This window comes from Pseudomonas sp. TZ252 (assembly GCF_056110345.1).
In genome coordinates, this window is record NZ_CM148566.1 from 2862618 (window position 1) to 2886659 (window position 24042).

The 24042-nt window shown below is 68.0% G+C and carries 22 protein-coding genes; 12 read left to right on the top strand and 10 right to left on the bottom strand.

Translation table 11 applies throughout. The features are described from left to right. The first annotated feature begins 7 nt into the window (after positions 1 to 7). Both ptsP and ACYAF3_RS13165 read left to right on the top strand, forming a co-directional pair. A complete protein-coding gene (gene ptsP / locus ACYAF3_RS13160; protein ID WP_003084404.1) occupies positions 8 to 2287 on the top strand; it encodes a phosphoenolpyruvate--protein phosphotransferase in 2280 nt (759 codons plus the stop codon). A gap of 118 nt (positions 2288 to 2405) precedes the next feature. Continuing rightward, entirely contained in the window at positions 2406 to 3443 is a 1038-nt protein-coding gene (locus tag ACYAF3_RS13165) for a sensor domain-containing diguanylate cyclase (protein WP_003112961.1), read from the top strand. Positions 3444 to 3446: 3 nt separating this feature from the next. Here ACYAF3_RS13165 and ACYAF3_RS13170 read toward each other — a convergent pair whose 3' ends face one another. Further along, complete coding sequence (locus ACYAF3_RS13170) at positions 3447 to 4202, bottom strand: NRDE family protein (protein ID WP_003112962.1); 756 nt, start codon at positions 4200 to 4202, stop codon at positions 3447 to 3449. A 121-nt stretch (positions 4203 to 4323) separates the two neighbouring features. Here ACYAF3_RS13170 and ACYAF3_RS13175 point away from each other — a divergent pair, with 121 nt between their 5' ends. The 3 genes from ACYAF3_RS13175 to ACYAF3_RS13185 all read left to right on the top strand — a co-directional run bounded on the left by ACYAF3_RS13175 (position 4324) and on the right by ACYAF3_RS13185 (position 6937). Beyond that, a complete protein-coding gene (locus ACYAF3_RS13175) occupies positions 4324 to 5127 on the top strand; it encodes a sulfite exporter TauE/SafE family protein (protein ID WP_003110587.1) in 804 nt (267 codons plus the stop codon). Positions 5128 to 5136: 9 nt separating this feature from the next. Next, positions 5137 to 5937, top strand: coding sequence for a prolipoprotein diacylglyceryl transferase (gene lgt / locus ACYAF3_RS13180; protein WP_003112963.1), 801 nt, complete (start codon positions 5137 to 5139; stop codon positions 5935 to 5937). Positions 5938 to 6142: 205 nt separating this feature from the next. After that, complete coding sequence (locus ACYAF3_RS13185; protein ID WP_003110588.1) at positions 6143 to 6937, top strand: thymidylate synthase; 795 nt, start codon at positions 6143 to 6145, stop codon at positions 6935 to 6937. 26 nt (positions 6938 to 6963) lie between these two features. On the opposite strand, the gene ACYAF3_RS13190 is transcribed toward ACYAF3_RS13185, so the two are convergent. The 3 genes from ACYAF3_RS13190 to ACYAF3_RS13200 are packed head-to-tail and all read right to left on the bottom strand — an operon-like array spanning position 6964 to position 10553. Then, the gene (locus tag ACYAF3_RS13190; protein WP_003112965.1) at positions 6964 to 7761 is read right to left on the bottom strand and encodes an FkbM family methyltransferase; all 798 of its coding nucleotides are present in this window, start codon (positions 7759 to 7761) and stop codon (positions 6964 to 6966) included. Between the two features lie 34 nt (positions 7762 to 7795). After that, positions 7796 to 9175: a GTPase/DUF3482 domain-containing protein gene (locus tag ACYAF3_RS13195; protein ID WP_003117881.1), complete on the bottom strand. Its 1380-nt coding sequence runs from the start codon at positions 9173 to 9175 to the stop codon at positions 7796 to 7798. After that, positions 9168 to 10553: a DUF2868 domain-containing protein gene (locus ACYAF3_RS13200; RefSeq protein ID WP_128669579.1), complete on the bottom strand. Its 1386-nt coding sequence runs from the start codon at positions 10551 to 10553 to the stop codon at positions 9168 to 9170. The genes ACYAF3_RS13195 and ACYAF3_RS13200 overlap by 8 nt, the downstream gene beginning before the upstream one ends. Before the next feature lie 191 nt (positions 10554 to 10744). On the opposite strand from ACYAF3_RS13200, the gene ACYAF3_RS13205 reads away from it, so the two are divergent. Further along, positions 10745 to 11107 carry a hypothetical protein gene (locus tag ACYAF3_RS13205; protein WP_003102907.1) on the top strand — a complete coding sequence of 121 codons (363 nt, stop codon included), beginning with the start codon at positions 10745 to 10747 and terminating at the stop codon, positions 11105 to 11107. Positions 11108 to 11143: 36 nt separating this feature from the next. Here the strand turns inward: ACYAF3_RS13205 and ACYAF3_RS13210 are convergent, their stop codons facing one another. Then, entirely contained in the window at positions 11144 to 12295 is a 1152-nt protein-coding gene (locus ACYAF3_RS13210) for a glycerophosphodiester phosphodiesterase (RefSeq protein ID WP_003102904.1), read from the bottom strand. A gap of 209 nt (positions 12296 to 12504) precedes the next feature. Here ACYAF3_RS13210 and ACYAF3_RS13215 point away from each other — a divergent pair, with 209 nt between their 5' ends. From ACYAF3_RS13215 to ACYAF3_RS13225, 3 genes are all read left to right on the top strand, one after another. Beyond that, positions 12505 to 13599 carry a hypothetical protein gene (locus ACYAF3_RS13215; protein ID WP_003102900.1) on the top strand — a complete coding sequence of 365 codons (1095 nt, stop codon included), beginning with the start codon at positions 12505 to 12507 and terminating at the stop codon, positions 13597 to 13599. Further along, on the top strand, positions 13596 to 14636 hold the full coding sequence (locus tag ACYAF3_RS13220; protein ID WP_019371366.1) for a hypothetical protein: 1041 nt from the start codon (positions 13596 to 13598) through the stop codon (positions 14634 to 14636). The genes ACYAF3_RS13215 and ACYAF3_RS13220 overlap by 4 nt, the downstream gene beginning before the upstream one ends. A gap of 82 nt (positions 14637 to 14718) precedes the next feature. Then, the gene (locus ACYAF3_RS13225; protein WP_003084430.1) at positions 14719 to 15225 is read left to right on the top strand and encodes a dihydrofolate reductase; all 507 of its coding nucleotides are present in this window, start codon (positions 14719 to 14721) and stop codon (positions 15223 to 15225) included. Positions 15226 to 15240: 15 nt separating this feature from the next. On the opposite strand, the gene ACYAF3_RS13230 is transcribed toward ACYAF3_RS13225, so the two are convergent. The 5 genes from ACYAF3_RS13230 to pfpI all read right to left on the bottom strand — a co-directional run bounded on the left by ACYAF3_RS13230 (position 15241) and on the right by pfpI (position 21442). After that, a complete protein-coding gene (locus ACYAF3_RS13230; protein ID WP_003102894.1) occupies positions 15241 to 15714 on the bottom strand; it encodes a metallophosphoesterase family protein in 474 nt (157 codons plus the stop codon). A 138-nt stretch (positions 15715 to 15852) separates the two neighbouring features. After that, positions 15853 to 17238: a nucleobase:cation symporter-2 family protein gene (locus ACYAF3_RS13235; protein ID WP_003084433.1), complete on the bottom strand. Its 1386-nt coding sequence runs from the start codon at positions 17236 to 17238 to the stop codon at positions 15853 to 15855. Positions 17239 to 17467: 229 nt separating this feature from the next. Beyond that, positions 17468 to 19306, bottom strand: a complete 1839-nt coding sequence (ilvD, locus tag ACYAF3_RS13240) for a dihydroxy-acid dehydratase (RefSeq protein WP_003084436.1) — start codon at positions 19304 to 19306, stop codon at positions 17468 to 17470. 327 nt (positions 19307 to 19633) lie between these two features. Continuing rightward, entirely contained in the window at positions 19634 to 20830 is a 1197-nt protein-coding gene (locus ACYAF3_RS13245) for a class I SAM-dependent rRNA methyltransferase (RefSeq protein WP_003102882.1), read from the bottom strand. A gap of 72 nt (positions 20831 to 20902) precedes the next feature. Next, entirely contained in the window at positions 20903 to 21442 is a 540-nt protein-coding gene (pfpI, locus tag ACYAF3_RS13250) for a protease PfpI (RefSeq protein WP_003102879.1), read from the bottom strand. A 215-nt stretch (positions 21443 to 21657) separates the two neighbouring features. On the opposite strand from pfpI, the gene ACYAF3_RS13255 reads away from it, so the two are divergent. From ACYAF3_RS13255 to ACYAF3_RS13265, 3 genes are all read left to right on the top strand, one after another. After that, on the top strand, positions 21658 to 22482 hold the full coding sequence (locus ACYAF3_RS13255; protein ID WP_003118789.1) for an HDOD domain-containing protein: 825 nt from the start codon (positions 21658 to 21660) through the stop codon (positions 22480 to 22482). A 58-nt stretch (positions 22483 to 22540) separates the two neighbouring features. Beyond that, on the top strand, positions 22541 to 23353 hold the full coding sequence (mutM, locus tag ACYAF3_RS13260; RefSeq protein WP_003102876.1) for a bifunctional DNA-formamidopyrimidine glycosylase/DNA-(apurinic or apyrimidinic site) lyase: 813 nt from the start codon (positions 22541 to 22543) through the stop codon (positions 23351 to 23353). A 76-nt stretch (positions 23354 to 23429) separates the two neighbouring features. After that, complete coding sequence (locus ACYAF3_RS13265) at positions 23430 to 24008, top strand: lysophospholipid acyltransferase family protein (protein ID WP_003084450.1); 579 nt, start codon at positions 23430 to 23432, stop codon at positions 24006 to 24008. Positions 24009 to 24042 lie beyond the last annotated feature (34 nt).

The window sequence follows — 24042 nt, forward strand, 5'->3', positions numbered from 1 at the left end:
CCCGAGCATGCTCAACACGCTGCGCAAGATCGTCCAGGAAGTGAACTCCGCCAAGGATCTGAAGGCGGCGCTGGGCATCATCGTGCAGCGGGTCAAGGAAGCCATGGGGACCCAGGTCTGCTCGGTGTACCTGCTCGACACCGAGACCCAGCGTTTCGTCCTGATGGCCACCGAAGGCCTCAACAAGCGTTCCATCGGCAAGGTCAGCATGGCTCCCAGCGAAGGCCTGGTCGGCCTGGTCGGCACCCGTGAGGAGCCGCTCAACCTGGAGAACGCCGCCGCCCACCCGCGCTACCGCTATTTCGCCGAGACCGGCGAGGAGCGCTACGCGTCGTTCCTCGGCGCGCCGATCATCCACCATCGGCGGGTGATGGGGGTGCTGGTGGTGCAGCAGAAGGAGCGCCGCCAGTTCGACGAAGGCGAGGAAGCCTTCCTCGTCACCATGAGCGCCCAGCTCGCCGGGGTCATCGCGCATGCCGAGGCGACCGGTTCGATCCGCGGCCTGGGCAAGCTCGGCAAGGGCATCCAGGAAGCCAAGTTCGTCGGCGTGCCCGGCGCCCCCGGGGTCGGGGTGGGCAAGGCGGTGGTGGTGTTGCCGCCGGCCGACCTGGAAGTGGTGCCGGACAAGCAGGTCGACGACATCGACGCCGAGATCGCCCTGTTCAAGCAGGCCCTGGAGGGCGTTCGCGCCGACATGCGCGCGCTGTCGAGCAAGCTCGCCAGCCAGTTGCGCAAGGAAGAACGCGCGCTGTTCGACGTCTACCTGATGATGCTCGACGATGCCTCCATCGGCAACGAGGTCAAGCGCATCATCCGTACCGGCCAGTGGGCCCAGGGCGCCCTGCGCCAGGTGGTGATGGAGCACGTGCAGCGCTTCGAGCTGATGGACGACGCCTATCTCCGCGAGCGCGCCTCCGACGTCAAGGACATCGGTCGCCGCCTGCTCGCTTACCTCCAGGAAGAACGCAAGCAGAACCTGACCTACCCGGAACAGACCATCATCGTCAGCGAGGAGCTGTCGCCGGCGATGCTCGGCGAGGTGCCGGAAGGGCGCCTGGTCGGCCTGGTCTCGGTGCTCGGCTCGGGCAACTCGCACGTGGCGATCCTCGCCCGTGCCATGGGCATCCCCACGGTGATGGGGGCGGTCGACCTGCCGTACTCCAAGGTCGACGGCATCGACCTGATCGTCGATGGCTACCACGGCGAGGTCTACACCAACCCCTCCGCCGAGCTGGTGCGCCAGTACAGCGACGTGGTCGCCGAGGAGCGCGAGCTGAGCAAGGGCCTGGCGGCCCTGCGCGAGCTGCCCTGCGAGACCCTCGACGGCCACCGCATGCCGCTCTGGGTCAACACCGGCCTGCTCGCCGATGTCGCCCGCGCCCAGGAGCGTGGCGCCGAGGGCGTGGGCCTGTACCGCACCGAAGTGCCGTTCATGATCAACGACCGCTTCCCCAGCGAGAAGGAACAGTTGGCGATCTACCGCGAGCAGCTCAGTGCCTTCCACCCGCTGCCGGTGACCATGCGCACCCTGGATATCGGCGGCGACAAGGCGCTGTCCTACTTCCCGATCAAGGAAGACAACCCGTTCCTCGGCTGGCGCGGCATCCGCGTCACCCTCGACCACCCGGAGATCTTCCTGGTCCAGACCCGCGCCATGCTCAAGGCCAGCGAAGGACTGGACAACCTGCGCATCCTGCTGCCGATGATCTCCGGCACCCACGAGCTGGAAGAGGCCCTGCACCTGATCCACCGCGCCTGGGGCGAGGTGCGCGACGAGGGCGTGGACATCGCCATGCCGCCCATCGGCATGATGGTCGAGATTCCCGCCGCCGTGTACCAGACCCGCGAGCTGGCCCGCCAGGTCGACTTCCTTTCGGTCGGTTCGAACGACCTGACCCAGTACCTGCTGGCGGTCGACCGCAACAATCCGCGGGTCGCCGACCTCTACGACTACCTGCATCCGGCTGTGCTGCATGCGTTGAAGAAGGTGGTCGACGATGCCCACCTGGAAGGCAAGCCGGTGAGCATCTGCGGCGAGATGGCCGGCGATCCCGCGGCTGCCGTGCTGCTGATGGCGATGGGCTTCGACAGCCTGTCGATGAACGCCACCAACCTGCCCAAGGTGAAGTGGCTGCTGCGCCAGATCACCCTGGACAAGGCCCGGGACCTGCTCGGCCAGTTGCTCACCTTCGACAACCCGCAGGTCATCCACAGCTCGCTGCACCTGGCGTTGCGCAACCTCGGCCTGGGTCGCGTGATCAACCCGGCGGCTACCGTCCAGCCCTGATTTCCCGCGCGCCGGACGCTTCGTCGTGCGGCGCTTACGCTTTCCCCGCAAGCGTATAGACTGCCTGCCATTCGGTAGAGGCCACTGGCCAGTCGAACGTGCGAGGGATTGCCGCAAAATGGACGAACGGGCGTCGAAGCCGCCAGGTCTTCTTCCGCTGTCACGCGAAGACCTTGAGAAAACCCTGCGATATGCCCTGGAGATCGTCAGCGACGGGATCTGGGACTGGAACATCGCGACCAACCAGGTCAGCCGCAGCGCCGGCTGGTACCTGATGCTCGGCTATCCGCCGCATAGCCTGCCGGAGAGCGTGGAGACCTGGAAGAGCATCATCCATCCCGAGGACTATCCGCGGGTGATGGCCAGCTTCCAGGCCTATCTCGACGGCGAAAGCCCGGAATACTGCGAGGAATACCGCTGCCGCACCTACAGCGGGGATTACCTGTGGATCAGCGATCGCGGGCGTTTCGTCGAGTTCGACGAGCGCGGCGAGCCGCGGCGGATGATCGGTGCGCACCACGAGATCCATCAGCGCAAGCTGGTCGAGCTGGAGTTGCAGCAGCGCAACGAGGAACTGTTCGACTGGAACCTGCGTCTCGAGGAACTGGTGGCCGAGCGCACCGAGGCGCTGCACCGGGTCAACCAGGCGCTGGCCTCGAAGATGGCCGAGGCCCAGCGCCTGAGCGAAATCGATCCGCTCACCGAGCTGTACAACCGACGCAAGTTCGAGCAGTGCCTGCACCATGAATGGATGCGCCGGCAGCGCCATGGACGCGCCACGGCACTGGTGATGATCGATGTCGATCACTTCAAGCGGATCAACGACCTGTTCGGCCACTCCACCGGTGATCGCGTGCTGGTCGCCTTCGGCCGCCTGGTTGCCAGCGAGCTGCGCGAGGTCGACGTGCTGGCGCGCTGGGGTGGCGAGGAGTTCATCCTGCTGCTCCCGGAAACCGGCCTGGAGGCCGCGGCGGCCTTGGCCGAACGCCTGCGCCAGCGGGTTCGCTCGCAGTCCTTCGAGATGGGCGAGCGGTTGACCGCCAGCTTTGGCGTCGGCGTGCTGAATGATGGCGAGACCCTCGACCTGCTGCTGTGCCGGGTGGACGACGCCCTCTATCGGGCCAAGCAGCGTCGCGATTGCGTGGCCTGTTGCTGAAGGTCAGCCTGGCGGCAGCACCAGGCTGACCTCGCCGAGCCGGGCGCCGGACGGCCCGAAGCTGCGCTCGATCATCTCCCGCGTGCCGTCGGCGTGTACCCGTACGACGCTGCTGGCGCGAGTGCCGTAGCTCGGGCTGGCGATGAACACGCTGGAGAGCAGGCGTTCCGTGGCCAGACCCACGCCGGTATCCGGCAACTGGCCGTCGGCGGCCGGCGCTGCGTCGGCCAGCAGCTCCAGCAGGGCCTGCGGATGCGGCTCGGCAAGCCGCTCGGCGAGGGCGGCGCGAGCCTTGAGCAGCTTCGGCCAGGGCGTATCGAGGGCCGCGTTGGACAGCCCGTAGATCCCCGCCGGCAGCAGGCGCGGTGGCCCTACGCGGGGGTTGTAGTGCCAGAGCTGATGGCGATCGCCAATGAGCAGGTTGAAGCCGGAATAGTCCGCGGCGCGCCCGGCGACCTGCGCCAGGTAGTCGGCCGGGTTGCCGCCGCCGCGCAGGAAGTCCGCCACCAGTTCGCCACGGGAGCGCTTGCCGAGAGCCTGCGACGGATCGCGGACGTTGGTCAGGGCGGCGAAACGGCCGGCCGGGCCGAGCCCCAGCCAGGTGCCGCCGGCCTCCAGGTCGCGTCCGGCGAATACCCCCTCGGCGTCCTCCCAGGCCGCCAGCGGCAGGCTCGGGCGGGCATAGAATTCGTCACGGTTGGCGGCGACCAGCAGCGGCAGGGCGTGCCCCGGTTGCCAGGCGAAGACGATCAGGCACATGCGCGATCCTTGGGATGGGCTGGCCGTCAGGCTAAAGGCATCCGCCATCGCCGTTCAAGCACGACGCCTGCCGCACGGCGCGCAATTCCGTTACCATGCCGGCTTTCCAACGGGGGCGTGCATGGAGTTTCTCCTCTATATCGTGCTGGGCGCCTGTGCCGGCGTGCTGGCCGGACTGTTCGGCGTCGGCGGCGGCCTGATCATCGTCCCGGCGCTGGTCTTCAGCTTCACCGCGCACGGTTTCGGCGGCGACGTCCTGACCCAGATGGCGGTCGGCACCTCCCTGGCGACCATCGTCTTCACTTCGATCAATTCCATTCTCGAACACCATCGGCGCGGCGCGGTGCGCTGGCCGGTGTTCGCCTGGATGACCCTCGGCATCCTCATCGGCAGTGCCCTCGGCGCGCTGACCGCGGCGCAGATCAAGGGGCCGCTGTTGCAGAAGATAATCGGGGTGTTCGCCATCCTGGTCGCTTTGCAGATGGTTCTCGACCTCAAGCCCAAGGGTAGCCGCGAGGTGCCCGGCAAGGGCGGCCTGACCCTGGCCGGCGCGGTGATCGGCTGGGCCTCGGCGATCTTCGGCATCGGCGGCGGTTCGCTGACCGTGCCTTTCCTCAGTTGGCGCAGCGTGCCGATGCAGCAGGCGGTGGCGACTTCCTCGGCCTGCGGCCTTCCTATCGCCATTTCCGGCGCTCTGTCGTTCATCGCGGTCGGCTGGCACAACCCGCAGTTGCCGGAGTGGAGCCTGGGCTACGTCTATCTGCCGGCGTTGGTCGGCATCGCCGCCACCAGTATGCTGTTCGCCCGCTTCGGCGCGCGCCTGGCGCATCGTTTGTCGCCGCGCGTACTCAAGCGACTGTTCGCCCTGCTGCTGTTCAGCGTGGGCATAAGTTTCCTGACCCCCGATCTCGCTTTTCTGTCGTAGGAGTTATCGATGCTGACGTATCCCCAGATCGATCCGGTTGCGCTGGCCATCGGCCCGCTGAAGATCCACTGGTACGGGCTGATGTACCTGATCGGGATCGGCGGCGCCTGGCTGCTGGCGTCGCGCCGGATGAAGCGCTTCGACCCGACCTGGACCAAGGAGCGCCTTTCCGACCTGGTCTTCTGGGTCGCCTGCGGCGTGATCCTCGGTGGCCGCCTGGGCTACGTGCTGTTCTACAACCTGGACGAGTACATCGCCAACCCGACGCTGATCTTCGAGGTCTGGAAAGGCGGCATGTCCTTCCATGGCGGCCTGCTCGGCGTGATGCTGGCGGTCTGGTGGTTCGGCAAGCGCCATGGCAAGAGCTTCTTCCAGCTGATGGACTTCATCGCCCCGCTGGTGCCCATCGGCCTGGGCGCCGGGCGCATCGGCAACTTCATCAACTCGGAACTGTGGGGCAAGGTCAGCGATGTGCCCTGGGCCATGGTCTTCCCCAACGGCGGCCCGCTGCCGCGGCATCCCTCGCAGCTGTACCAGTTCGCCCTGGAAGGCGTGGCGCTGTTCGTCATCCTCTGGCTGTTCACCCGCAAGCCACGGCCGACCGCCTCGGTCTCCGGCCTGTTCGTGCTGTGCTACGGGATCTTCCGCTTCGTCGTCGAATTCGTCCGCGTGCCGGATGCCCAGCTCGGCTACCTCGCCTGGGGTTGGCTGACCATGGGCCAGGTGCTCTGCGTACCGATGGTGCTGGCCGGCATTGCCCTGATGGTCTGGGCCTACCGCCGCGACGCGGCGCAGCCGAAGGCGGCCTGAGCCGCTTTTCGTGCCCGGAGCGGATAACGTCGCAGGCGTCATCCGCTCCGGGCAGCCGGCTTTCCGCTCCAGGGCGTGCATGGCTTGCGCCGGTCGCGCCGAACTGGCGATGCAGGCTCCGTCGCCGTAGACTTGGCCATCCTTCTGTCATCCCTCGGTGGGAGCCGCCACGTCGGCGCCGCACCGATATCGATCCGAGCCTCCGATGAAACAGTACCTCGACCTGATGCGCCACGTGCGCGAGCACGGCACCTTCAAGAGCGACCGCACCGGCACCGGCACCTATAGCGTGTTCGGCCACCAGATGCGCTTCGACCTGGCCGCGGGCTTCCCCCTGGTGACCACCAAGAAGTGCCACCTCAAGTCGATCGTCCACGAGCTGCTGTGGTTCCTCAAGGGCTCCACCAATATCGCCTACCTCAAGGAGCACGGCGTCTCGATCTGGGACGAATGGGCCGACGAGAACGGCGACCTCGGCCCGGTGTATGGCTACCAGTGGCGCTCCTGGCCGGCGCCGGACGGCCGCCACATCGACCAGATCGCCAACCTGATGGCGATGCTGAAGAAGAATCCGGACTCGCGCCGGCTGATCGTCTCCGCCTGGAACCCGGCGCTGATCGACGAGATGGCCCTGCCGCCCTGCCACGCGCTGTTCCAGTTCTACGTCGCCGACGGCAAGCTCAGCTGCCAGCTCTACCAACGTTCGGCGGACATCTTCCTCGGCGTACCCTTCAATATCGCCAGCTATGCCCTGCTGACCCTGATGGTGGCGCAGGTCGCCGGCCTGCAGCCGGGCGAGTTCATCTGGACCGGCGGCGATTGCCACCTGTACGCCAACCACCTGGAGCAGGCCGACCTGCAGCTGACCCGCGAGCCGCTGCCGTTGCCGAGCATGAAGCTGAATCCCGAGGTGAAGGATCTGTTCGACTTTCGCTTCGAGGACTTCGAGCTGGTCGGCTACGAGGCCCATCCGCACATCAAGGCACCGGTCGCGGTCTGACCCTTCGGCGGAGCCGTCGGCTCCGCTCAACCGAACAGGCGACGGTACCAGGGAAGCGCGCGCCAGTCCCGCAAAGCCCGCTCCGCATCTTCTGCGCGTTGCAGCGCCTGTTCCAGGGCCTGCTCCAGCGGAGCGACCGGATGGCTCATGGCATGGCCATGGCAGAGCTGGAAGTCGTCCAGCAGGTTCGGCGGTAGCGCGAAGGCGCCTTCCAGGCGGGCCTGTTCCTCCGCCAGGTAATAGCCGTTGAGGCCGTCGAAGTGGACGAAACGGTAGCCCGCGGCGAGCAGCGGCGCTTTCCACTCGGGGTCGTGGTCGAATGGAGTTTCCGCGAGGATCAGCCACGGGCGCCAGCGGTTCAGGTCGAGGCCGCGGAGCACCGCGCCTTCCAGCCCTTCGACGTCGATCTTGAGGAAGTGGATCGGCCCTTCGACATGGGCCGCGCAGATCGCGTCCAGGGTGCTGACCTTCACTTCGCGCGGGGTAGCCGTGCAGCCCTCGGCCTGGCGCTGGCGGGCTAGCTCGGGGTCCAGGGTGGAGAGACCCGAGGCGGCCATCTCGTAGAGCGTGGCGCGGCCTTCGCGCTCGCCAATGGCGAGGTTCAGGTTGAGGTCTTCCGGCCGTTCCCGCTCCAGCTCGCGGTGCAGGTGGGGCAGCGGTTCGATGTTGATGCCGCGCCAGCCGCGCTCGTAGAACGCCAGGGTGACCGAGTCGATCCGCGGGTGGTTGGCGCCGACGTCGATGTAGAACCCCCTGGGGAAGAGTTTCAGGGCCCGCCAGAGTCGGACGTCTTCCAGGTTCTGCGCGTAGGAAACGAAGGGCATGGGCCTACCTCTTGGGCGATCGTCGCCCAGTCTGTCATTCCCCGCGCCCGCTCTCCAGCAGTTCGGCCAGCGCGTCGATCTGTTCCTGGCGGTCGCTGCCGCCCACCCGCCTGCCGTTCAGCGACGACCACTCCGGATGCGCGCGCGCCTTGCGCAGCGCTTCCGGCAGCTTGCCTTCGCGCCACTGCTTGTCCTCCGGGGTTTCCAGGCGGATCGCCTCGACCGCCGCGTGGCCGCGCGTTTGCAGGGCTGCCAGGAGCTGCCGTTGGCGCAGCGCGAGCAAGCGCAGCACGGCGTCGTTGACGGTCAGCTCGCGGGCGCCCTTGAGCTTGCCGAGCAGGCGCGAGCCGTAGTGGCCGACGGTCTGCCAGGCGCCGCCGGCGAGGGCACCGAGGGCGGCGGCGGCGCCAAGGGTGACGCCGCCCACCAGCAGGTCGATGCCGGCGCCGGCCGCGGCACCGGCCGCAACCCCGCCGCCGAGGCGGATACCGAGTTGGCGCAGGGTCTCCGGATTGAACAGATCGTCGCCCCAGCGGCCGTCGAGCAGCGGCAGGTCGGCGGCGCGGGCGTCGTCCCTGGCGAAGGCGTAGAGCCGCAGCAACGCTTCCACGCAGGCCTGCTCGCGCTTGCGCACCTGCTGGTGCAGGTCGCGGGTGGCTTCCTGCACGGCGCTTTCGCCGCCGGGCACCAGGCGCCGGCAGGCGGCGACGTCGACCAGCAATTCGGCGATCAGCCGTTGCCCGGCGCGCAGGCGCGCGGCGGCCTGGGTCTCATGGTCGGCGATCAGCCGGTCGAGTTGCGGCCGGGCGCGCTCCAGCAGCAGCGCCAGGCTCTCGTAGAGGCGCCGCTCGCCGTCCAGCGGCGGCGCCACGCTGTCGAAACGCACCAGGGCGTGCAGGCCCAGGCGAGCGAGGGCGGCGCGCCACTCCTCCTCGCGATGCTGCGGGCTGGCGACGAAGTTCAGCACCGGCAGCAGCGGCCGGCCGCAGCCGGCGAGCACCGCCAGTTCGTCGCGATACTTGGCCAGCACCGGTTCGCGGGCGTCGATCACGTAGAGCCCGGCGTCGGAGGCGAGCAACTGGCGGACCACCTTGGCTTCCTGTTCGAAACGCCCGCGCGCTTCGTTGCTGTCCAGCAACCGCGCCATGCGTTCCGGGCCATCGAGACGCTCGCCGGGGCGCTCCAGGGCGTCCAGGTAGTCGAGCAGGGCGATGGCGTCTTCCAGGCCGGGCGTGTCGTAGAGTTCCAGCAGCGCTTCGCCGTCCACCGACAGCCTGGCGCCCTCGACGTGGCGGGTGGTGCTGGGGCGATGGGAGACTTCGCCGAATCCACGGTCGCGAGTCAGGGTGCGCAGCAGCGAGGTCTTGCCGGTATTGGTGTGGCCGACCACGGCCAGGATCAGCGGCTCAGTCATGGCCGGTCTCCAGCCAGGCCAGCGGCGAGGTCTCGCCGTGCGGCAGTTGCAGGCGTTCCAGGGCGGCGTGCCAGTCACCCAGGCGGTCGCTGTCGAGCGCTTCGCCGGGCGGAGCCTGGAGCAGCCAGATGCGGGTGCTGGCGGCGCAGCGGGCGAGTTCGCCGAGCAGTGCCAGGGTGCCGCGGTCCGGCGAGCGACGCGGGTCGCAGGCGATGGCCAGGCGCGCCGGCGGGTAGCGGGTCAGTTGTTCGAGCAGGCGACGGCGCTGCTGGCCGTCGTCGAGGATGCCGGCGTCGGCGACGCCTTCGGCGAGCTTCGGCGGCCAGGGCCGGCGATCGTCCAGCTCCACCGCCACCAGCACCGCTCCGGCGGCTTCCTGGCCGGACTGGCCGCCCTGCGGCTCCGGCAGCCAGTCCGGTGCCGCGTCGCTGACGCCGAGGCGTTCGCTGGCCGGCATCAAGCGTTCGCGCAGCAGGCTGTAGCCTGGGTCGTCGAGGTCCAGGTCGAGGTGGGCCAGGCCGCGTTTCCAGCGCCACAGGCAGAGCAGACCGAGCAGCGCGCGCGGCAGGACCCCATAGACCAGCAGTACGCCTACCAGCCAGCCGGCCCAGGCGTGCCGTGCGGCTTCGCTGGCCAGGGCGGCGTCGCCGCTGGCGCGGATCAGCTCGGCGTCCGGCAACGGGAAGCCAAGCAACGCCGGCAGGGCGCCGAGCGCCTGGGTAAGGGCGATGAAGGTATCGCTGCCGAGAATGGTGGTTTCCCAGACGAAACCGTAGCGGCGGGTCGCCAGCAGGCCGAGGAGCATGGCCAGCGCGGTCAGCAGGCCGAGCAGCCAGAGCCCGTGGACCAGCGCGCCGAGGCCCCAGCGCGCCAGCCGGCGCCGGCCGAGCAGGACCAATAGCGCCGGCGCCAGGTGCGCGGCGCGGGCATCGCGCGCCAGCTTGCCGCTGAGCCACAGCCAGAGCCGGCCGAGCGCGCCCGCGGCCTCGCCGCCGGCGAGCAGGCCGAGGGCCCAGCCGAGCAGGGTCAGCAGGTGCAGGCCGAGTAGGCTGGCCAGCGCCCAGAACACGTTGACCGGGCGCTGGCCATCGCCGAGCGCGGCGAAGGCCAGTCCGGCGCCGCTGGCCAGGGCCAGCACCAGCAGCAGGGCCAGCGCCAGCCGCGAACCCTGGCGCCAGGTCCGCTGGGCGTCGAGCAGGCCCTCGCGGCTGCCCAGCCAGTGGGCGCGGGTGAGAATACGGCGCGGCAGGGAACCGCCCTGGGCCAGCGCCTGGCGAACCGCCTCGCTGTCTTCCAGCGGACCGGCCTGCTCCTCGCGCAGGCGAACGGCCTCGGTCAGCCAGAGGGCGTCGAGGCCGGGATGCGTCGTGTGACTCAAGTCACCTCCTGTGTCGATTTCCCTGCCGAGCGTGAATCGTGCCCGGCCAACGGCGTCTGATCAGCGCCAAACATAGCAAAAAGCGCCCCGGCGGCTCATGCTGGCTTGCCAGCCGGCTGGCGGCGGGGTGTGGGATTTTGACTGGTGCCGTGGCGAAAGCGTTCGGCGCCGGTAGCGAGAGGAACACTGAGATGAAGGTAGTACGCCGATACCCCCTGGCGCTGTTGCTGGGGATGGCGGGCGCGCTGGCCGACGAGTTGCCCGATGGCTCCTTGCTGCAACGCTATGGCGTGCAGGCCGACCAGTTGCCGACCCTGGCGGCGGATCCGCCGTCGCGCAAGGAGGAGAAGGAAACGCCGTCGCGCTTCCGGGTGGAGCCGGAGCAGCCCTTGGTGACCTTTGGCGTGAAGGACCACAAGGGCATGGAACCCACTGGCAACCCGTCGATCGACGCCATGCACGAGCGCGATCGGCGGATCTGCCGGAACATCAGGCGGCAGGCACTGGAGAAAGGCAAGGCACAGCCCTTCGACGGCTACATCGAGTGTCCATGAGGCCGGCGCCCGCGTACGAGCGCCGGTCGGGCTGCGTCAGCGCTGCTCGCGCAGGCGCACGGCGACGTCCGGCTGGTCGCTGAACAGGCCGTCGATGCCGGCGTCGAGGTAGGCCCTGATCTCGCCGGCCAGGTCGCCGCGCGACTGCGGGTTGCCGTCGGCGCTGCGGAACTCCGCCGGAAGGAAGCTGTTTTCCGCGCGGAAGGTGTAGGGATGCACCTTCAGCCCGGCGGCGTGGGCGTCGCCGACGAAGCGGGTCGGCTGGCCGAGGTTGCCGTTGGCATCGCGGGGAATCACGTAGCTCTTGTCCGGACCGACCCCGTAGGCGTAGCGCGCCACCTGGCGCAGGCCCTTGGCGGTGGCCATCTCGGCGTAGGTCAGGCTGCCGCCGGCAGCCTGCTGGTCGTAGGGCTGGCCGCTGCCGTAGAGCTGGACCAGGCGGATGCCGGTGAGGCGCTTGAGTTCCTTCAGGTTGTTCACCTCGAAGGACTGGATGAATACCGGCGCGCGCGGACCGAGGTAGCCGTTGCGGTGCAGGGTCTTCACCAGTGGGCGTTCCATGGCCAGGCCGAGGCGCTGGAAGTGGGTGCCGTGCTTGATCTCGGGGTACAGGCCGATGGTGCGTTGCTGGCTGATCTGCAGGCTTTTCACCAGGTCGATGATCTCCTGCAGGGTGGGGATCTCGAAGGTGCCGTCCAGGCGCGCATTGCCCGGGCGGATCGTGGGGATGCGCTCGATGGCGCGCAGGGTCTTCAGTTCGGCGAGGGTGAAGTCTTCGCTAAACCAGCCGGTGAGTTCCACTCCGTCGACTTTCTGCGTGCGCTTGCGGTCGGCGAATTCCGGGTGCTGGGCGACATCGGTGGTCAGGCCCAGCTCGTTGTCGTGGCGGGCGACCAGCTTGCCGTCGCGGGTCATCACCAGGTCCGGCTCGACGTAGTCGGCGCCCATCATCACCGCCAGGGCGTAGGCGCCCAGGGTGTGTTCCGGTACGTAACCGCTGGCGCCACGGTGGGCGATGACCAGCGGCGAGCGTTCGTCGCTGGCCGGGTGGCGAACGGAGGCCTGGCCCTGGGCCCAGTCGATGGCGCGTTGTACGTTGCCGGTGTCGGCGTGGGCGGCGCTGGCCAGGCCAGCGGCGAGCATCAGGCAGGCGGCGCCGAGGTGGCGGCGCAGGAAGGCTGGTTGCATGACGGGTCCTCGTCGGCGGTTCGGGAGTGTTCCAGTCCAGCAGAGTGACGCAGCCAGGTGATACTTCTTTGCCCGTTTCGCGACATTCCCGTGACAATCGCCGCCAGCGTGACGACGTCGGCGTTTTCCCGGCCAATCCAACGAAAGGGGCGGACGGCCGGGGCAGGGTATAGGGTGACGGCGCTCGCATAACAATAAGAGGATCGGTGATGGCTTCCGCGCAACCTGCCTCCGCGTTTCCCTGCCTGTCGTTGCAACTGGCCTGCCTGTTGCTGGGCGCCTGGCTGGCCTTCGATGCCCACGGCGGCGGCCAGGCCGTGGCGCCGCCGGCCCGTGTCGAAGCGCGTGTGCCGACGGCCGCTACCGATGACTGGGGACGCCAGCCGGACAGCCTGATGAGCGCCGTGCCGCCGCGCACGCTGGAGGCGAGCGTCGGCGCCCGCGGCTCGGGATCGGCGAGTTCGCGACTGTGGATCGCCGATACCGACTTCCGCCTGCACGACGACATCGGTTTCTTCATCCAGCGCATGCTGATCCGCATGGAGCCGACTCGTCCCGGCGCGCCCTTGTCGCTCGACGATCCGACGGCGATGGTGGCGCGGATCCAGGCCGGCGAGATATTCGTCAGCGACGCCACCCTGGCGACCCTGCTCAACCAGGACCTCGCTGCGTCCCGCGCGGCCGTGCGCAACCTCAGTATGAACACCCGCAAGGACGGCCAGGAAGTGCGTGGCGAGTTGTTGCGCAAGGGGCGCTGGCGGCCGCTGCGGATGCTCACCGAGATCGAGCTGAGCGGTCCGCTGGAGGTGACCCTGGTACCCCGGCGGATCTTCGTCGACGGGGTCGAGGTCACTTCGTCGCTGGCGGCGGCCTCGATCGAGATGTCCGAGGTGCTGAAGCTGAAGACCCGGCACATGGAACTGGTCGGCAACCGCATCCGCGTCGACCTCGACGGATTGTTCCCGCCGCCGCGCCTGGACTTCCGCGTCAGTCGCCTGGCCCTGGCCGACGGCGGCATGCAACTCGCCCTCGGCGACTCCCTGGCCGACCTGCAATGGCCGGCATTACGGGCGCCGGACAGCTACATGTTCATCGAGGGCGGCGATATCAAGATGGCGCGCACCGTGCTGGTCAAGGCCTATGCCCTGTTCACCAGCCTCAGCCCGGGGCAGCCGCTGCTGTTCAATCTCTACGACTACCGGCGGCAACTGCAGAACGGCGTGATCCGCCTGCGCGAGGACGGCATGGTGCAGATCGCCGTGTCGCCGGTGAAGGCGCCGGCGCCGCTGGAGGCACGGCTGTGAGCCGGCGTCCGTGGGGCGTACTGCTTGGCTGTTGCCTGTTGGCGGCCAGCGCGGCCCAGGCCGAAAGCGCCATCGACCGGCAGCAGCGCGAACTGGCCCTGCTGCGCGAGGGCTGGTACCGGCAGGTCCCGCCGGCGCCGTTGCCGCTGCCCATGCGTACGGCCGGGCCGGCGGATTCCGGCCAGGATGGCGTCGGCATACTGCTGCGCAACGTGGACATGTACCTGCGCGGCAACATCGGTTTCCACGTGCCCGAGGTGAAGGGCTGGCTGGTGCCGAACCGGGCCGGCCAGCCGGTGGACTTCGACCGTCCGCAGGACATGCATTTCCAGGTGATGGAGGGCGAGGTGCTGCTCAGCCCGCGGCAACTGGCCAACCTGTTCAACGAGCACATCCTCGCCTACGACGGGACCATGTTGAAGGACTTCCGCATGAGCAGTGCGGCGGGACGCCTGGAGGTGGAGGGGCGGGTGCGTCCGCTCGGCGTAGGGCCCTGGCTGCCGCTGCGGCTGGGCGGCGGCGTGGAGGTGGACGCGGCCAGCGGCGCGCTGGTCTATCGGCCCGACCAGTTGAGGGTGATCGGTCTGCCGCTGTACGGGGCGATGAGCCTGGTCGGCCTGCCGATGTCGGCGCTGGTCAGCCTCGATCGGCCGGGGGCGAGCCTGGTGGGCAGCGCCATGCGCCTGGACTACCGCAAGGTCTTCCCGCTGCTGGGCATCGACGGCCACGTACAGGAGGCCTGGCTCGACGACCAGGGGCTGCACCTGCGTTTCTCCCAGGCGCCCGGCCAGCCGTCGCCGGTGTTCAGCCCGCCGGCCGCGGCGGGCCCATCCTTCCTCTGGCTACAGTCGGGCGACCTGAAGATCTTCGAAATCCTCATCACCTACGCCCAGGTGCTGCTGAAGACCGAGACCCCGGACCAGGTGCTGACCTTCAACCTGCAGGACTACCGCAAGGTGCTGGCGACCGGCACCACCCAGGTCAACGAGGATGGCACCTTCTTCATGCAGGTGCCGCCGTATGCCAATCCCTTGTAGGCCGGCCCGCACAGTTGGCCTGGAGTCCGCCGGCGCGAGTGTTTATCCTCGCGCCTTTGTCCTTCCACGATGAGGTAACCCCATGGCACGACCGCTGGCGATGATCGCCGCCCTTGGCGAGAACCGCGCGATCGGCATCGACAACCGCCTGCCCTGGCGCCTGCCGGCCGACCTCAAGCATTTCAAGGCGATGACCCTCGGCAAGCCGGTGATCATGGGGCGCAAGACCTGGGACTCGCTGGGTCGGCCGCTGCCGGGCCGGCTAAACCTGGTGGTCAGCCGCCAGGCCGGCCTGGCACTGGAGGGTGCGGAAGTGTTCGCCAGCCTGGACGCCGCGCTGGCGCGCGCCGAGGCGTGGGCGCAGGCGGAGGACGCCGACGAACTGATGCTGATCGGCGGCGCCCAGCTCTATGCCGAGGCCTTGCCGCGCGCCGCGCGTCTCTACCTGACCCGGGTTGGCCTGGCGCCGGAGGGCGACGCCTTTTTCCCCGAGATCGATGGTGCGGCCTGGCGCCTGGCGTCGAGCATCGAACACGCCGCGGCTGACGATGCGCCTGCCTACGCCTTCGAGGTATGGGAGCGCCGCTGACGGTTCCAGGCGGGGTCAGAGGGTGATCAGCTCCGCCTCGATCTTCTTCCCCGCCACTTCCAGTACGCCGATCCCGATCGGCAAGCTGAAGCGCCGCGGCCCGGCGCTGCCCGGGTTGAGGTAGAGCACGCCGTCGCGCTCTTCCTTCAGCGGCTTGTGCGAATGTCCGGCGACCACCACGTCGATGCCTTCGGCGGCCGGGTCGAGGTCGAGTCGCTTGAGGTCGTGCAGCACATAGAGGGTCAGCCGGCCGATCTTCAGCAGCAGGCGCTCGGGGATGTCCGCCGCCCAGTCCTGGGTGTCGTTGTTGCCGCGCACCACCGAGAGCGGCGCCAGGCGTTCCAGCTCGGCGAGGATTTCCGGCTTGCCGATGTCGCCGGCATGGATCAACTGGTCGCAGCCGCGCAACCGTTCCAGCGCCTCGGGCCGGAGCAGGCCATGGGTGTCGGCGATCAGGCCGATGCGCAACGGGCGGCGGGACTGGGGCATGGGCGCGGGTCCGGGTTGCGGGACGGAAGAGGGTGGCCGACGGGCATGGCCATGCCGTCGATCATACCCAACCATTGGCCGGGTACGAAAACCCTTCGGCGAAAACCGCGACGCCACCCGGAGGTGGCGCCGCGCCTATCAGTGTGCGGCCTTCTGGACCGGGCTTTCCGGCAGGAACCAGTTCAGCAGCAGGGCGCAGATGCCGCCGGTGGCGACCCCGGACTCCAGCACGTTGCGCAGCGCCGCGGGCATGTGCGCGAGGAACTCCGGCACCTGCGAAACGCCCAGGCCGAGGGCCAGGGATACGGCGATGATCAGCAGGGCACGGCGGTCCAGCTGGATGCCGGCGAGGATGTTGATGCCCGAAGCGGCCACCGCGCCGAACATCACCATCGCCGCGCCGCCCAGTACCGGTTCCGGCACCGCCTGGATGACCCCGGCGACGCTCGGGAACAGGCCGAGCAGGACCAGCATGGCGGCGATCCAGAGGCCGACGTAGCGGCTGGCCACGCCGGTGAGCTGGATCACCCCGTTGTTCTGGGCGAACACTGAGCTGGGGAAGGTATTGAAGATACCGGCGAGGAACGAGTTGGCGCCGTTGACCAGCACGCCGCCCTTGATCCGCTGCATCCACAGCGGGCCTTCCACCGGTTGCTTAGACACCTTGCTGGTGGCGGTGACGTCGCCGATGGCTTCCAGGGAGGTGACCAGGTAGATCACCAGCATCGGGATGAACAGCGGCCAGGAGAAGTCCAGGCCGAAGTGCAGCGGGGTCGGTACCTGGAACAGCTCGGCCTGGTGCATGCCGGTGAAGTCCAGGCGACCGAGGTAGCCGGCCAGCGCGTAGCCGACGGCCAGGGCGATGACGATGGCGCAACTGCGCATCCATACCACCGGGATGCGGTTGAGCACCACGATGATGCCCAGCACCACACCGGACAGCAGCAGGTTCTCGCCGTTGGCGAAGGTGCCGTTGGACATAGCCGAGAAGCCGCCGCCCATGCTGATCAGGCCGACCTTGATCAGGGTCAGGCCGATCATCAGCACGACGATGCCGGTCACCAGCGGGGTGATCAGCCGCTTGACGAACGGCAGTATGCGCGAGATGCCCATCTCGACGAAGGAGCCGGCGATGACCACGCCGAAGATCGCCGCCATCACGCTTTCCACCGGCGTGCCCTGCTTGACCATCAGCGCCCCGCCGGCGATCAGCGGGCCGACGAAGTTGAAGCTGGTGCCCTGGACGATCAACAGTCCGGCGCCGAACGGGCCGAAGCGCTTGCACTGGACGAAGGTGGCGATGCCGGAGATCACCAGCGACATCGACACGATCAGATTGGTGTCGCGCGGCGATACGCCCAGCGCCTGGCAGATCAGCAGGCCGGGGGTAACGATCGGCACGATGATCGCCAGCAGGTGCTGGAGGGCGGCGAGCAGGGCGATGGGAGCGCTGGGACGGTCGTCCAGGCCATAGACCAGGTCGTTGCGGGCGCTGGCGTCCGACGGGCTTTGCAGGGAACTCATGGTGGCGGTCCGGGGAAAAAGAGCGCGATTTTACTGGGCGAACGCGGTCTCGCCCAGGCCTGGCTGCGTCGCATGTCGGCGGATAACGCCGGTGGCGTATGCGCCCTGCGGTTGGAGCGTGGGTGAGCGGTAGGGCGAATGACCGCTTGCGGTTATCCGCCATTCGGCGCGCGTACGCGTGAATGAAAAAGCCCGGCGCGGGACCGGGCTTTTTTCGTCGCGGGACGATTCAGCCGTCCAGCAGCGCCTTGTTGCGTACCGCGCCCTTGTCGGCGCTGGTGGCGAGCAGGGCGTAGGCCTTGAGCGCGGTGCTGACGCGGCGGGCACGCGGCGCGGCCGGCTTCCAGCCCTTCTTGTCCTGTTCGGCGCGGCGTGCGGCGAGTTCTTCGTCGCTGACCAGCAGGTTGATCGAGCGATTGGGAATGTCGATCAGCACCTTGTCGCCGTCCTGCACCAGGCCGATGGCGCCGCCGGCGGCGGCTTCCGGGGAGGCGTGACCGATGGACAGGCCCGAGGTTCCGCCGGAGAAGCGTCCGTCGGTGAGCAGGGCGCACTGCTTGCCCAGGCCCTTGGACTTCAGGTAGCTGGTCGGATAGAGCATTTCCTGCATGCCCGGCCCGCCCTTCGGTCCTTCGTAGCGGATGATCACGATGTCGCCGGCCTTCACCTCGTCGCCGAGGATGCCTTTCACCGCGGCGTCCTGGCTTTCGAAGATCTTCGCGCTGCCTTCGAACACGTGGATCGACTCGTCGACCCCGGCGGTCTTCACCACGCAGCCGTCGAGAGCGATGTTGCCGTAGAGCACGGCCAGCCCGCCTTCCTTGGAATAGGCATGCTCGACGCTGCGGATGCAGCCCTCGGCGCGGTCGTCGTCCAGGCTCGGCCAGCGGGTGTTCTGGCTGAACGCGGTCTGGGTCGGGATGCCCGCCGGACCGGCCTTGAAGAAGGTGTGCACGGCTTCGTCGCGGGTCTGGGTGATGTCCCACTGGGCGATGGCGTCGGCCATGCTCGGGCTGTGCACGGTGGGGACGTCGGTGTGCAGCAGGCCACCGCGGGCCAGTTCGCCGAGGATGGAGAAGATGCCGCCGGCGCGATGCACGTCTTCCATGTGGTACTTCTGGATGTTCGGCGCCACCTTGCACAGTTGCGGCACCTTGCGCGACAGGCGGTCGATGTCGCGCAGGTCGAACGGCACCTCGGCCTCCTGGGCGGCGGCCAGCAGGTGCAGGATGGTATTGGTCGAGCCGCCCATGGCGATGTCCAGGGTCATGGCGTTCTCGAAGGCCTTGAAGTTGGCGATGTTGCGCGGCAGCACGCTGTCGTCGCCTTCGCCGTAATAGCGCTGGCAGAGTTCCACGGCCAGGCGCCCGGCGCGCAGGAACAGTTGCTCGCGGTCGGCGTGGGTGGCCAGGGTCGAGCCGTTGCCCGGCAGCGACAGGCCGAGCGCCTCGGTCAGGCAGTTCATCGAGTTGGCGGTGAACATGCCGGAGCAGGAGCCGCAGGTCGGGCAGGCGCTGCGCTCGTACTCGGCGACCTTCTCGTCGGAGCAGGAGTCGTCGGCGGCCACCACCATGGCATCGACCAGGTCCAGGCCGTGGCTGGCCAGCTTGGTCTTGCCGGCTTCCATCGGCCCGCCGGAGACGAACACTACCGGGATGTTCAGGCGCAGCGCGGCCATCAGCATGCCGGGGGTGATCTTGTCGCAGTTGGAGATGCAGACGATGGCGTCGGCGCAGTGGGCGTTGACCATGTATTCCACGGAGTCGGCGATGATCTCCCGGCTCGGCAGCGAATAGAGCATGCCGTCGTGGCCCATGGCGATGCCGTCGTCGACGGCGATGGTGTTGAATTCCTTGGCCACGCCGCCGGCCTTCTCGATCTCGCGGGCGACCAGTTGGCCGAGGTCCTTCAGGTGCACGTGGCCGGGCACGAACTGGGTGAAGGAGTTGGCGATGGCGATGATCGGCTTCTTGAAGTCTTCGTCCTTCATCCCGGTGGCGCGCCAGAGGGCGCGGGCGCCGGCCATGTTGCGGCCGTGGGTGGAGGTTTTCGAGCGGTAATCGGGCATGACGATTTCCTGCGGCTAATCAGGTTCGGGTTATGACTGTATCGTGAGCGTCGAAGGAACCGGATGCAAACGGGGAATAGCCGAGTGTACGGAGTTGGCCGGGGTCTGAATGGGGTCACCATTGGCGACGGCCTGGGCTCACTGCCCGCCGGGGGATGATTGGCGAGGAATGCCCGGATTCTAAGCCCAGAGCGGGCGAATGGGGAAGGCTGGCGGTCGGCGGAGCGGCGCGTCGCGACCCGGCTGGCGTCTTGCGCCGCCCGTCGCGCCATGAGCGGCGGTGGCCGTAGGGCGGATGAACGCAGGCGCTCATCCGCCGGGACGGGCTCAGCCGTTGGGCAGCAGCCGGCAGGTCAGGCTCTTGATGTAGCGGGTTTCCGCGATCGCCAGGTGCACCGGATGGTCGGGGCCCTGGCCGCCGCGCTCGAGCAGCTGGATGTTGCGGTCGAGATGGCGGGCGCTGCCGATCAGGATGTTCTGCAGGTCGTCCTCGGGCAGGTGCATCGAGCAGGAGGCGCTGACCAGGATGCCGTCCTTGCTCAGCAGGCGCATGGCCTGTTCGTTGAGACGGCGGTAGGCGGCCTCGCCGTTCTTCAGGTCCTTCTTGCGCTTGATGAAGGCCGGCGGGTCGGCGATCACCACGTCGAAGCGTTCGTCGGCGGCCTTCAGCTCGCGCAGGGCCTCGAACACGTCGCCCTCGACGCAGGCGACCTTCTCCGCCACGCCGTTCAGTGCCGCGTTGCGCTCGACGCCGTCGAGGGCGAAGGCGGACGCGTCCACGCACATCACTTCGCTGGCGCCGAAGGCGGCGGCCTGGATGCCCCAGCCACCGATATAGCTGAACAGGTCGAGGACCCGCTTGCCCCGCACGTAGGGCGCCAGGCGCGCACGGTTCATGCGGTGGTCGTAGAACCAGCCGGTCTTCTGCCCGGCCAGCACCGGCGCCTCGAACTTCACGCCGTTCTCTTCCAGGGCGACCCACTCCGGCACTTCGCCGTAGGCATTGGCCACGTAGCGCTCCAGGCCCTCGGCGTCGCGCGCGCTGGAGTCGTTCTTCCAGAGCACGGCGGCGGGCTTGAGCACCTGCAGCAGGGCGGCGAGCACCTCGTCCTTGCGCAGTTCCATGGCTGCGGACGCCAGTTGCACCACCAGCACGTCGCCGAAGCGATCGACCACCAGGCCGGGCAGCAGGTCGGAATCGCCGTAGACCAGCCGGTAGAACGGCTTGTCGAAAAGCCGCTCGCGCAGGCTGAGGGCGATGTTGATGCGATGAACCAGCAGCGATTTGTCGAGAACGTGCTTGGTATCACGGGAAATGAGGCGGCCGCAGATGAGATTGTTCGGGCTCAGCGCGACGATGCCCAGCGGCTTGCCGTTGGCCATTTCCAGCACCGCCTGGTCGCCGGCGGCGAAGGCATTCAGCGGCGTCGCGGCGACATCCACCTCGTTGCTGTAGACCCACAGGTGGCCGGCGCGCAGGCGGCGCTCGGCGTTGGCTTTGAGACGCAAGCTGGGCAGGGTCATGGGAAAGGCTCCGGCAAAAGAGCGCGATTATAGCGCAGCGACGGGATTCGCCGCTGCGCGAACGCGGGCCGTTCAGCCGGCGAGGATTTCGATGAATCGACGGTTGAAGGCCGGGATGTCTTCGGGTTTGCGGCTGCTCACCAGCTTGCCGTCCACCGCTACCTCCTGGTCCACCCAGTGGCCGCCGGCGTTGTTGATGTCGTCCTTGAGCGACGGCCAACTGGTCAGGGTACGACCCTGCACCAGTCCGGCGGAGATCAGCAGCCAGGCGCCGTGGCAGATCACCGCCACCGGCTTGCTCGCCTGTTCGGCGCGGATCGCCAGTTCCTGGGCCTTGGCCAGGCTGCGGATCTGGTCGGAATTGATCACCCCGCCGGGCAGCAGCAGGGCGTCGTAGTCGTCCAGGCTGGCGTCTTCGAAGGTGCCGTCGACGCGGAAGGCCTCGGCTGGCTGGTGATGGTTCCAGCCGCGCACCTCGCCGGCCTTGTCGGAAAGAATCCTTACCGTGGCGCCGGCGTCTTCCAGGGCTTTTTTCGGACCGGTCAGTTCGACCTGTTCGAAACCGTCGGTCACCAGGGCGGCGACGACCTTGCCGTGCAGGGATTGGGTCATGGCATGTCTCCCGATATCAGAAGGGGTATTCATTCCGACCCTGGCGGCTGCGGGAAAAGTTCCATGTCCGTTGCCTGGCGCCGCTTTTCCGGTAGAAGCCCGCCCCATGGCGGGGTTCTCCGGGTAAACTGCGCGCACCGTCAACTTTCGCCTCCGTCCTCATGGTCCAAGAACTCACCGCCGAGCAGATCCGCCAGGCCCTGCAAGGCATCAGCGTGCCGCCGCAACCCCAGATCATGGTCGACCTGCAGATGGAGCAGGTCATGCCCAATCCGGACCTGAAGAACATTGCCAGGCTGATCAGCCAGGACCCGGGCCTTTCCGGGGCTCTCCTGAAACTGGTGAACTCGCCGTTCTTCGGCCTGGCCAATCGCATCACTTCGATCCAGCGCGCGGTGAACCTGCTGGGCAGTCGTTCGGTGATCAACCTGATCAACGCCCAGTCGATCAAGGGTGAGATGAGCGACGACACCATCGTCACCCTCAACCGTTTCTGGGACACCGCCCAGGACGTGGCCATGAGCTGCCTGAGCCTGGCCAAGCGGATCGGCTACGAATCGGTGGACGAAGCCTACGCTCTCGGCCTGTTCCACAATTGCGGCATCCCGCTGATGCTCAAGCGCTTCCCGCACTACATGGCGGTGCTGGAAGAGGCCTACGCCGCCGCCAGCGACGAACGCCGGGTGGTGGACACCGAGAACCGCGTGCTGAACACCAACCATGCGGTGGTCGGCTACTACACCGCGCGCTCCTGGCGCCTGCCGGAGCACGTCTGCGAGGCGATCGCCAACCACCACAACGCGTTGTCGATCTTCGGCGACGAATCGGCACGCGATACCCAACTGAAGAACCTGCTGGCGATCCTGAAGATGGCCGAGCACATCTGCGGTTCGCACCGGGTCCTCGGCAACCAGCCGGAAGACCACGAATGGAACAGCATCGGTGCGCTGGTGCTGGACTACGTCGGGCTCACCGACTACGACTTCGAGAACCTCAAGGGCTCGATCCTCGAGCTGGGCGTCGGCCAGGGCAGCTACTGACTGGCCGCGCCGCGGCGCTTCCTGCTAAGGTGCCGCGGTCAACCGGATTGCTGCCGCCATGCCCGAACTACCCGAAGTCGAAACCACCCGCCGGGGCATCGCCCCCTACCTCGAAGGCCAGCGCGTCGAGCGCGTGATCGTGCGCGAGCGGCGCCTGCGCTGGCCAATTCCCGAAGACCTGGACGTGCGCCTGTCCGGACAACGCATCGTCAGCGTCGAGCGCCGCGCCAAGTACCTGCTGCTGGGCGCCGAGGCCGGTACGCTGATCAGCCACCTGGGCATGTCCGGCAGCCTGAGGCTGGTGGAGAGCGGCACCCCGGCCAGTCGCCACGAGCACGTCGACATCGAGCTGGCCTCGGGCATGGCCCTGCGCTACACCGATCCGCGGCGCTTCGGCGCCATGCTCTGGAGCCTGGCGCCACTGGAACACGAGTTGCTGCGCAACCTCGGCCCGGAACCGCTGACCGACGCTTTCGCCGGCCAGCGTCTGTTCGAGCTGTCGCGCGGGCGGAGCATGGCGGTCAAGCCGTTCATCATGGACAACGCGGTGGTGGTCGGGGTCGGCAACATCTACGCCAGCGAAGCGCTGTTCGCCGCCGGCATCGATCCGCGCAAGCCCGCCGGAAGCATCTCCAAGGCGCGCTACCTGCGCCTGGCGGAGGAGATCAAGCGGATCCTGGCGATCGCCATCGAGCGCGGCGGCACCACCCTGCGCGATTTCGTCGGCGGCGACGGCCAGCCCGGTTACTTCCAGCAGGAATTGTTCGTCTATGGCCGTGGCGGGGAGTTCTGCAAGGTCTGCGGCAGCACCCTGCGCGAGATCCGCCTAGGCCAGCGCGCCAGCGTGTACTGCCCGCGCTGCCAACGCTGAAGCGCCGCGCCGCGCATACTCTACCGCCACAAGAAGGGCCGCCACGGTGAGCGGCCTGCCATAAGAAAGGTGCACGATGTCCGGCAATTACCTGCCTCGCAACACCCTGGTCGAGTCGCTCGGCCATGCCATGCTGAAACTCTCCGGCTGGAAGATCGAGGGCCAATTGCCCGCGCTCGACAAGTTCGTGGTGATCGGCGCCCACCACACCTCGAACTGGGACTTCGTGGCCTTCCTTGCCGCCAAGTTCGTCCTGCGCCTGAACGCCCGCTGGTTCGGCAAGCACACCCTGTTCAACGGCCCGCTGGGCGGCCTGATGCGGCGCTGGGGCGGCATCCCGATCCAGCGCCACCTGAAGCTGAATACCGTGGACCAGGCGATCCAGGCCTTCCGCGAGCACCGCGAGTTCATGCTGATCATCGCTCCGGAAGGCACGCGCAAGAAGGTCGACCGCTGGCGCATGGGCTTCTACCACATCGCCCGTGGCGCCGGCGTACCGGTGGTGCCGGCGGCGCTGGACTACGAAAACCGGCGGATCGTCATCGGCGAACCCTTCTGGCCGACCGGCAACGAGGACGCCGACCTGTGCAGCCTGATCGGCTTCTACCGGCCGTTCATCCCGAAAAAGCCGCACTACGCATTCCTCGGCGATTGAAGGCGGTCACGCTGGCACTACCCGCAGCGCTGTT

What these genes read in the sequence shown, in the direction of transcription:
- ptsP (WP_003084404.1), top strand. Translation starts at nt 8, where the DNA reads ATGCTCAACACGCTGCGCAAGATCGTCCAGGAAGTGAACTCCGCCAAG.
- ACYAF3_RS13165 (WP_003112961.1), top strand. Translation starts at nt 2,406, where the DNA reads ATGGACGAACGGGCGTCGAAGCCGCCAGGTCTTCTTCCGCTGTCACGC.
- ACYAF3_RS13170 (WP_003112962.1), bottom strand. Translation starts at nt 4,202, where the DNA reads ATGTGCCTGATCGTCTTCGCCTGGCAACCGGGGCACGCCCTGCCGCTG.
- ACYAF3_RS13175 (WP_003110587.1), top strand. Translation starts at nt 4,324, where the DNA reads ATGGAGTTTCTCCTCTATATCGTGCTGGGCGCCTGTGCCGGCGTGCTG.
- lgt (WP_003112963.1), top strand. Translation starts at nt 5,137, where the DNA reads ATGCTGACGTATCCCCAGATCGATCCGGTTGCGCTGGCCATCGGCCCG.
- ACYAF3_RS13185 (WP_003110588.1), top strand. Translation starts at nt 6,143, where the DNA reads ATGAAACAGTACCTCGACCTGATGCGCCACGTGCGCGAGCACGGCACC.
- ACYAF3_RS13190 (WP_003112965.1), bottom strand. Translation starts at nt 7,761, where the DNA reads ATGCCCTTCGTTTCCTACGCGCAGAACCTGGAAGACGTCCGACTCTGG.
- ACYAF3_RS13195 (WP_003117881.1), bottom strand. Translation starts at nt 9,175, where the DNA reads ATGACTGAGCCGCTGATCCTGGCCGTGGTCGGCCACACCAATACCGGC.
- ACYAF3_RS13205 (WP_003102907.1), top strand. Translation starts at nt 10,745, where the DNA reads ATGAAGGTAGTACGCCGATACCCCCTGGCGCTGTTGCTGGGGATGGCG.
- ACYAF3_RS13210 (WP_003102904.1), bottom strand. Translation starts at nt 12,295, where the DNA reads ATGCAACCAGCCTTCCTGCGCCGCCACCTCGGCGCCGCCTGCCTGATG.
- ACYAF3_RS13215 (WP_003102900.1), top strand. Translation starts at nt 12,505, where the DNA reads ATGGCTTCCGCGCAACCTGCCTCCGCGTTTCCCTGCCTGTCGTTGCAA.
- ACYAF3_RS13225 (WP_003084430.1), top strand. Translation starts at nt 14,719, where the DNA reads ATGGCACGACCGCTGGCGATGATCGCCGCCCTTGGCGAGAACCGCGCG.
- ACYAF3_RS13230 (WP_003102894.1), bottom strand. Translation starts at nt 15,714, where the DNA reads ATGCCCCAGTCCCGCCGCCCGTTGCGCATCGGCCTGATCGCCGACACC.
- ACYAF3_RS13235 (WP_003084433.1), bottom strand. Translation starts at nt 17,238, where the DNA reads ATGAGTTCCCTGCAAAGCCCGTCGGACGCCAGCGCCCGCAACGACCTG.
- ilvD (WP_003084436.1), bottom strand. Translation starts at nt 19,306, where the DNA reads ATGCCCGATTACCGCTCGAAAACCTCCACCCACGGCCGCAACATGGCC.
- ACYAF3_RS13245 (WP_003102882.1), bottom strand. Translation starts at nt 20,830, where the DNA reads ATGACCCTGCCCAGCTTGCGTCTCAAAGCCAACGCCGAGCGCCGCCTG.
- pfpI (WP_003102879.1), bottom strand. Translation starts at nt 21,442, where the DNA reads ATGACCCAATCCCTGCACGGCAAGGTCGTCGCCGCCCTGGTGACCGAC.
- mutM (WP_003102876.1), top strand. Translation starts at nt 22,541, where the DNA reads ATGCCCGAACTACCCGAAGTCGAAACCACCCGCCGGGGCATCGCCCCC.
- ACYAF3_RS13265 (WP_003084450.1), top strand. Translation starts at nt 23,430, where the DNA reads ATGTCCGGCAATTACCTGCCTCGCAACACCCTGGTCGAGTCGCTCGGC.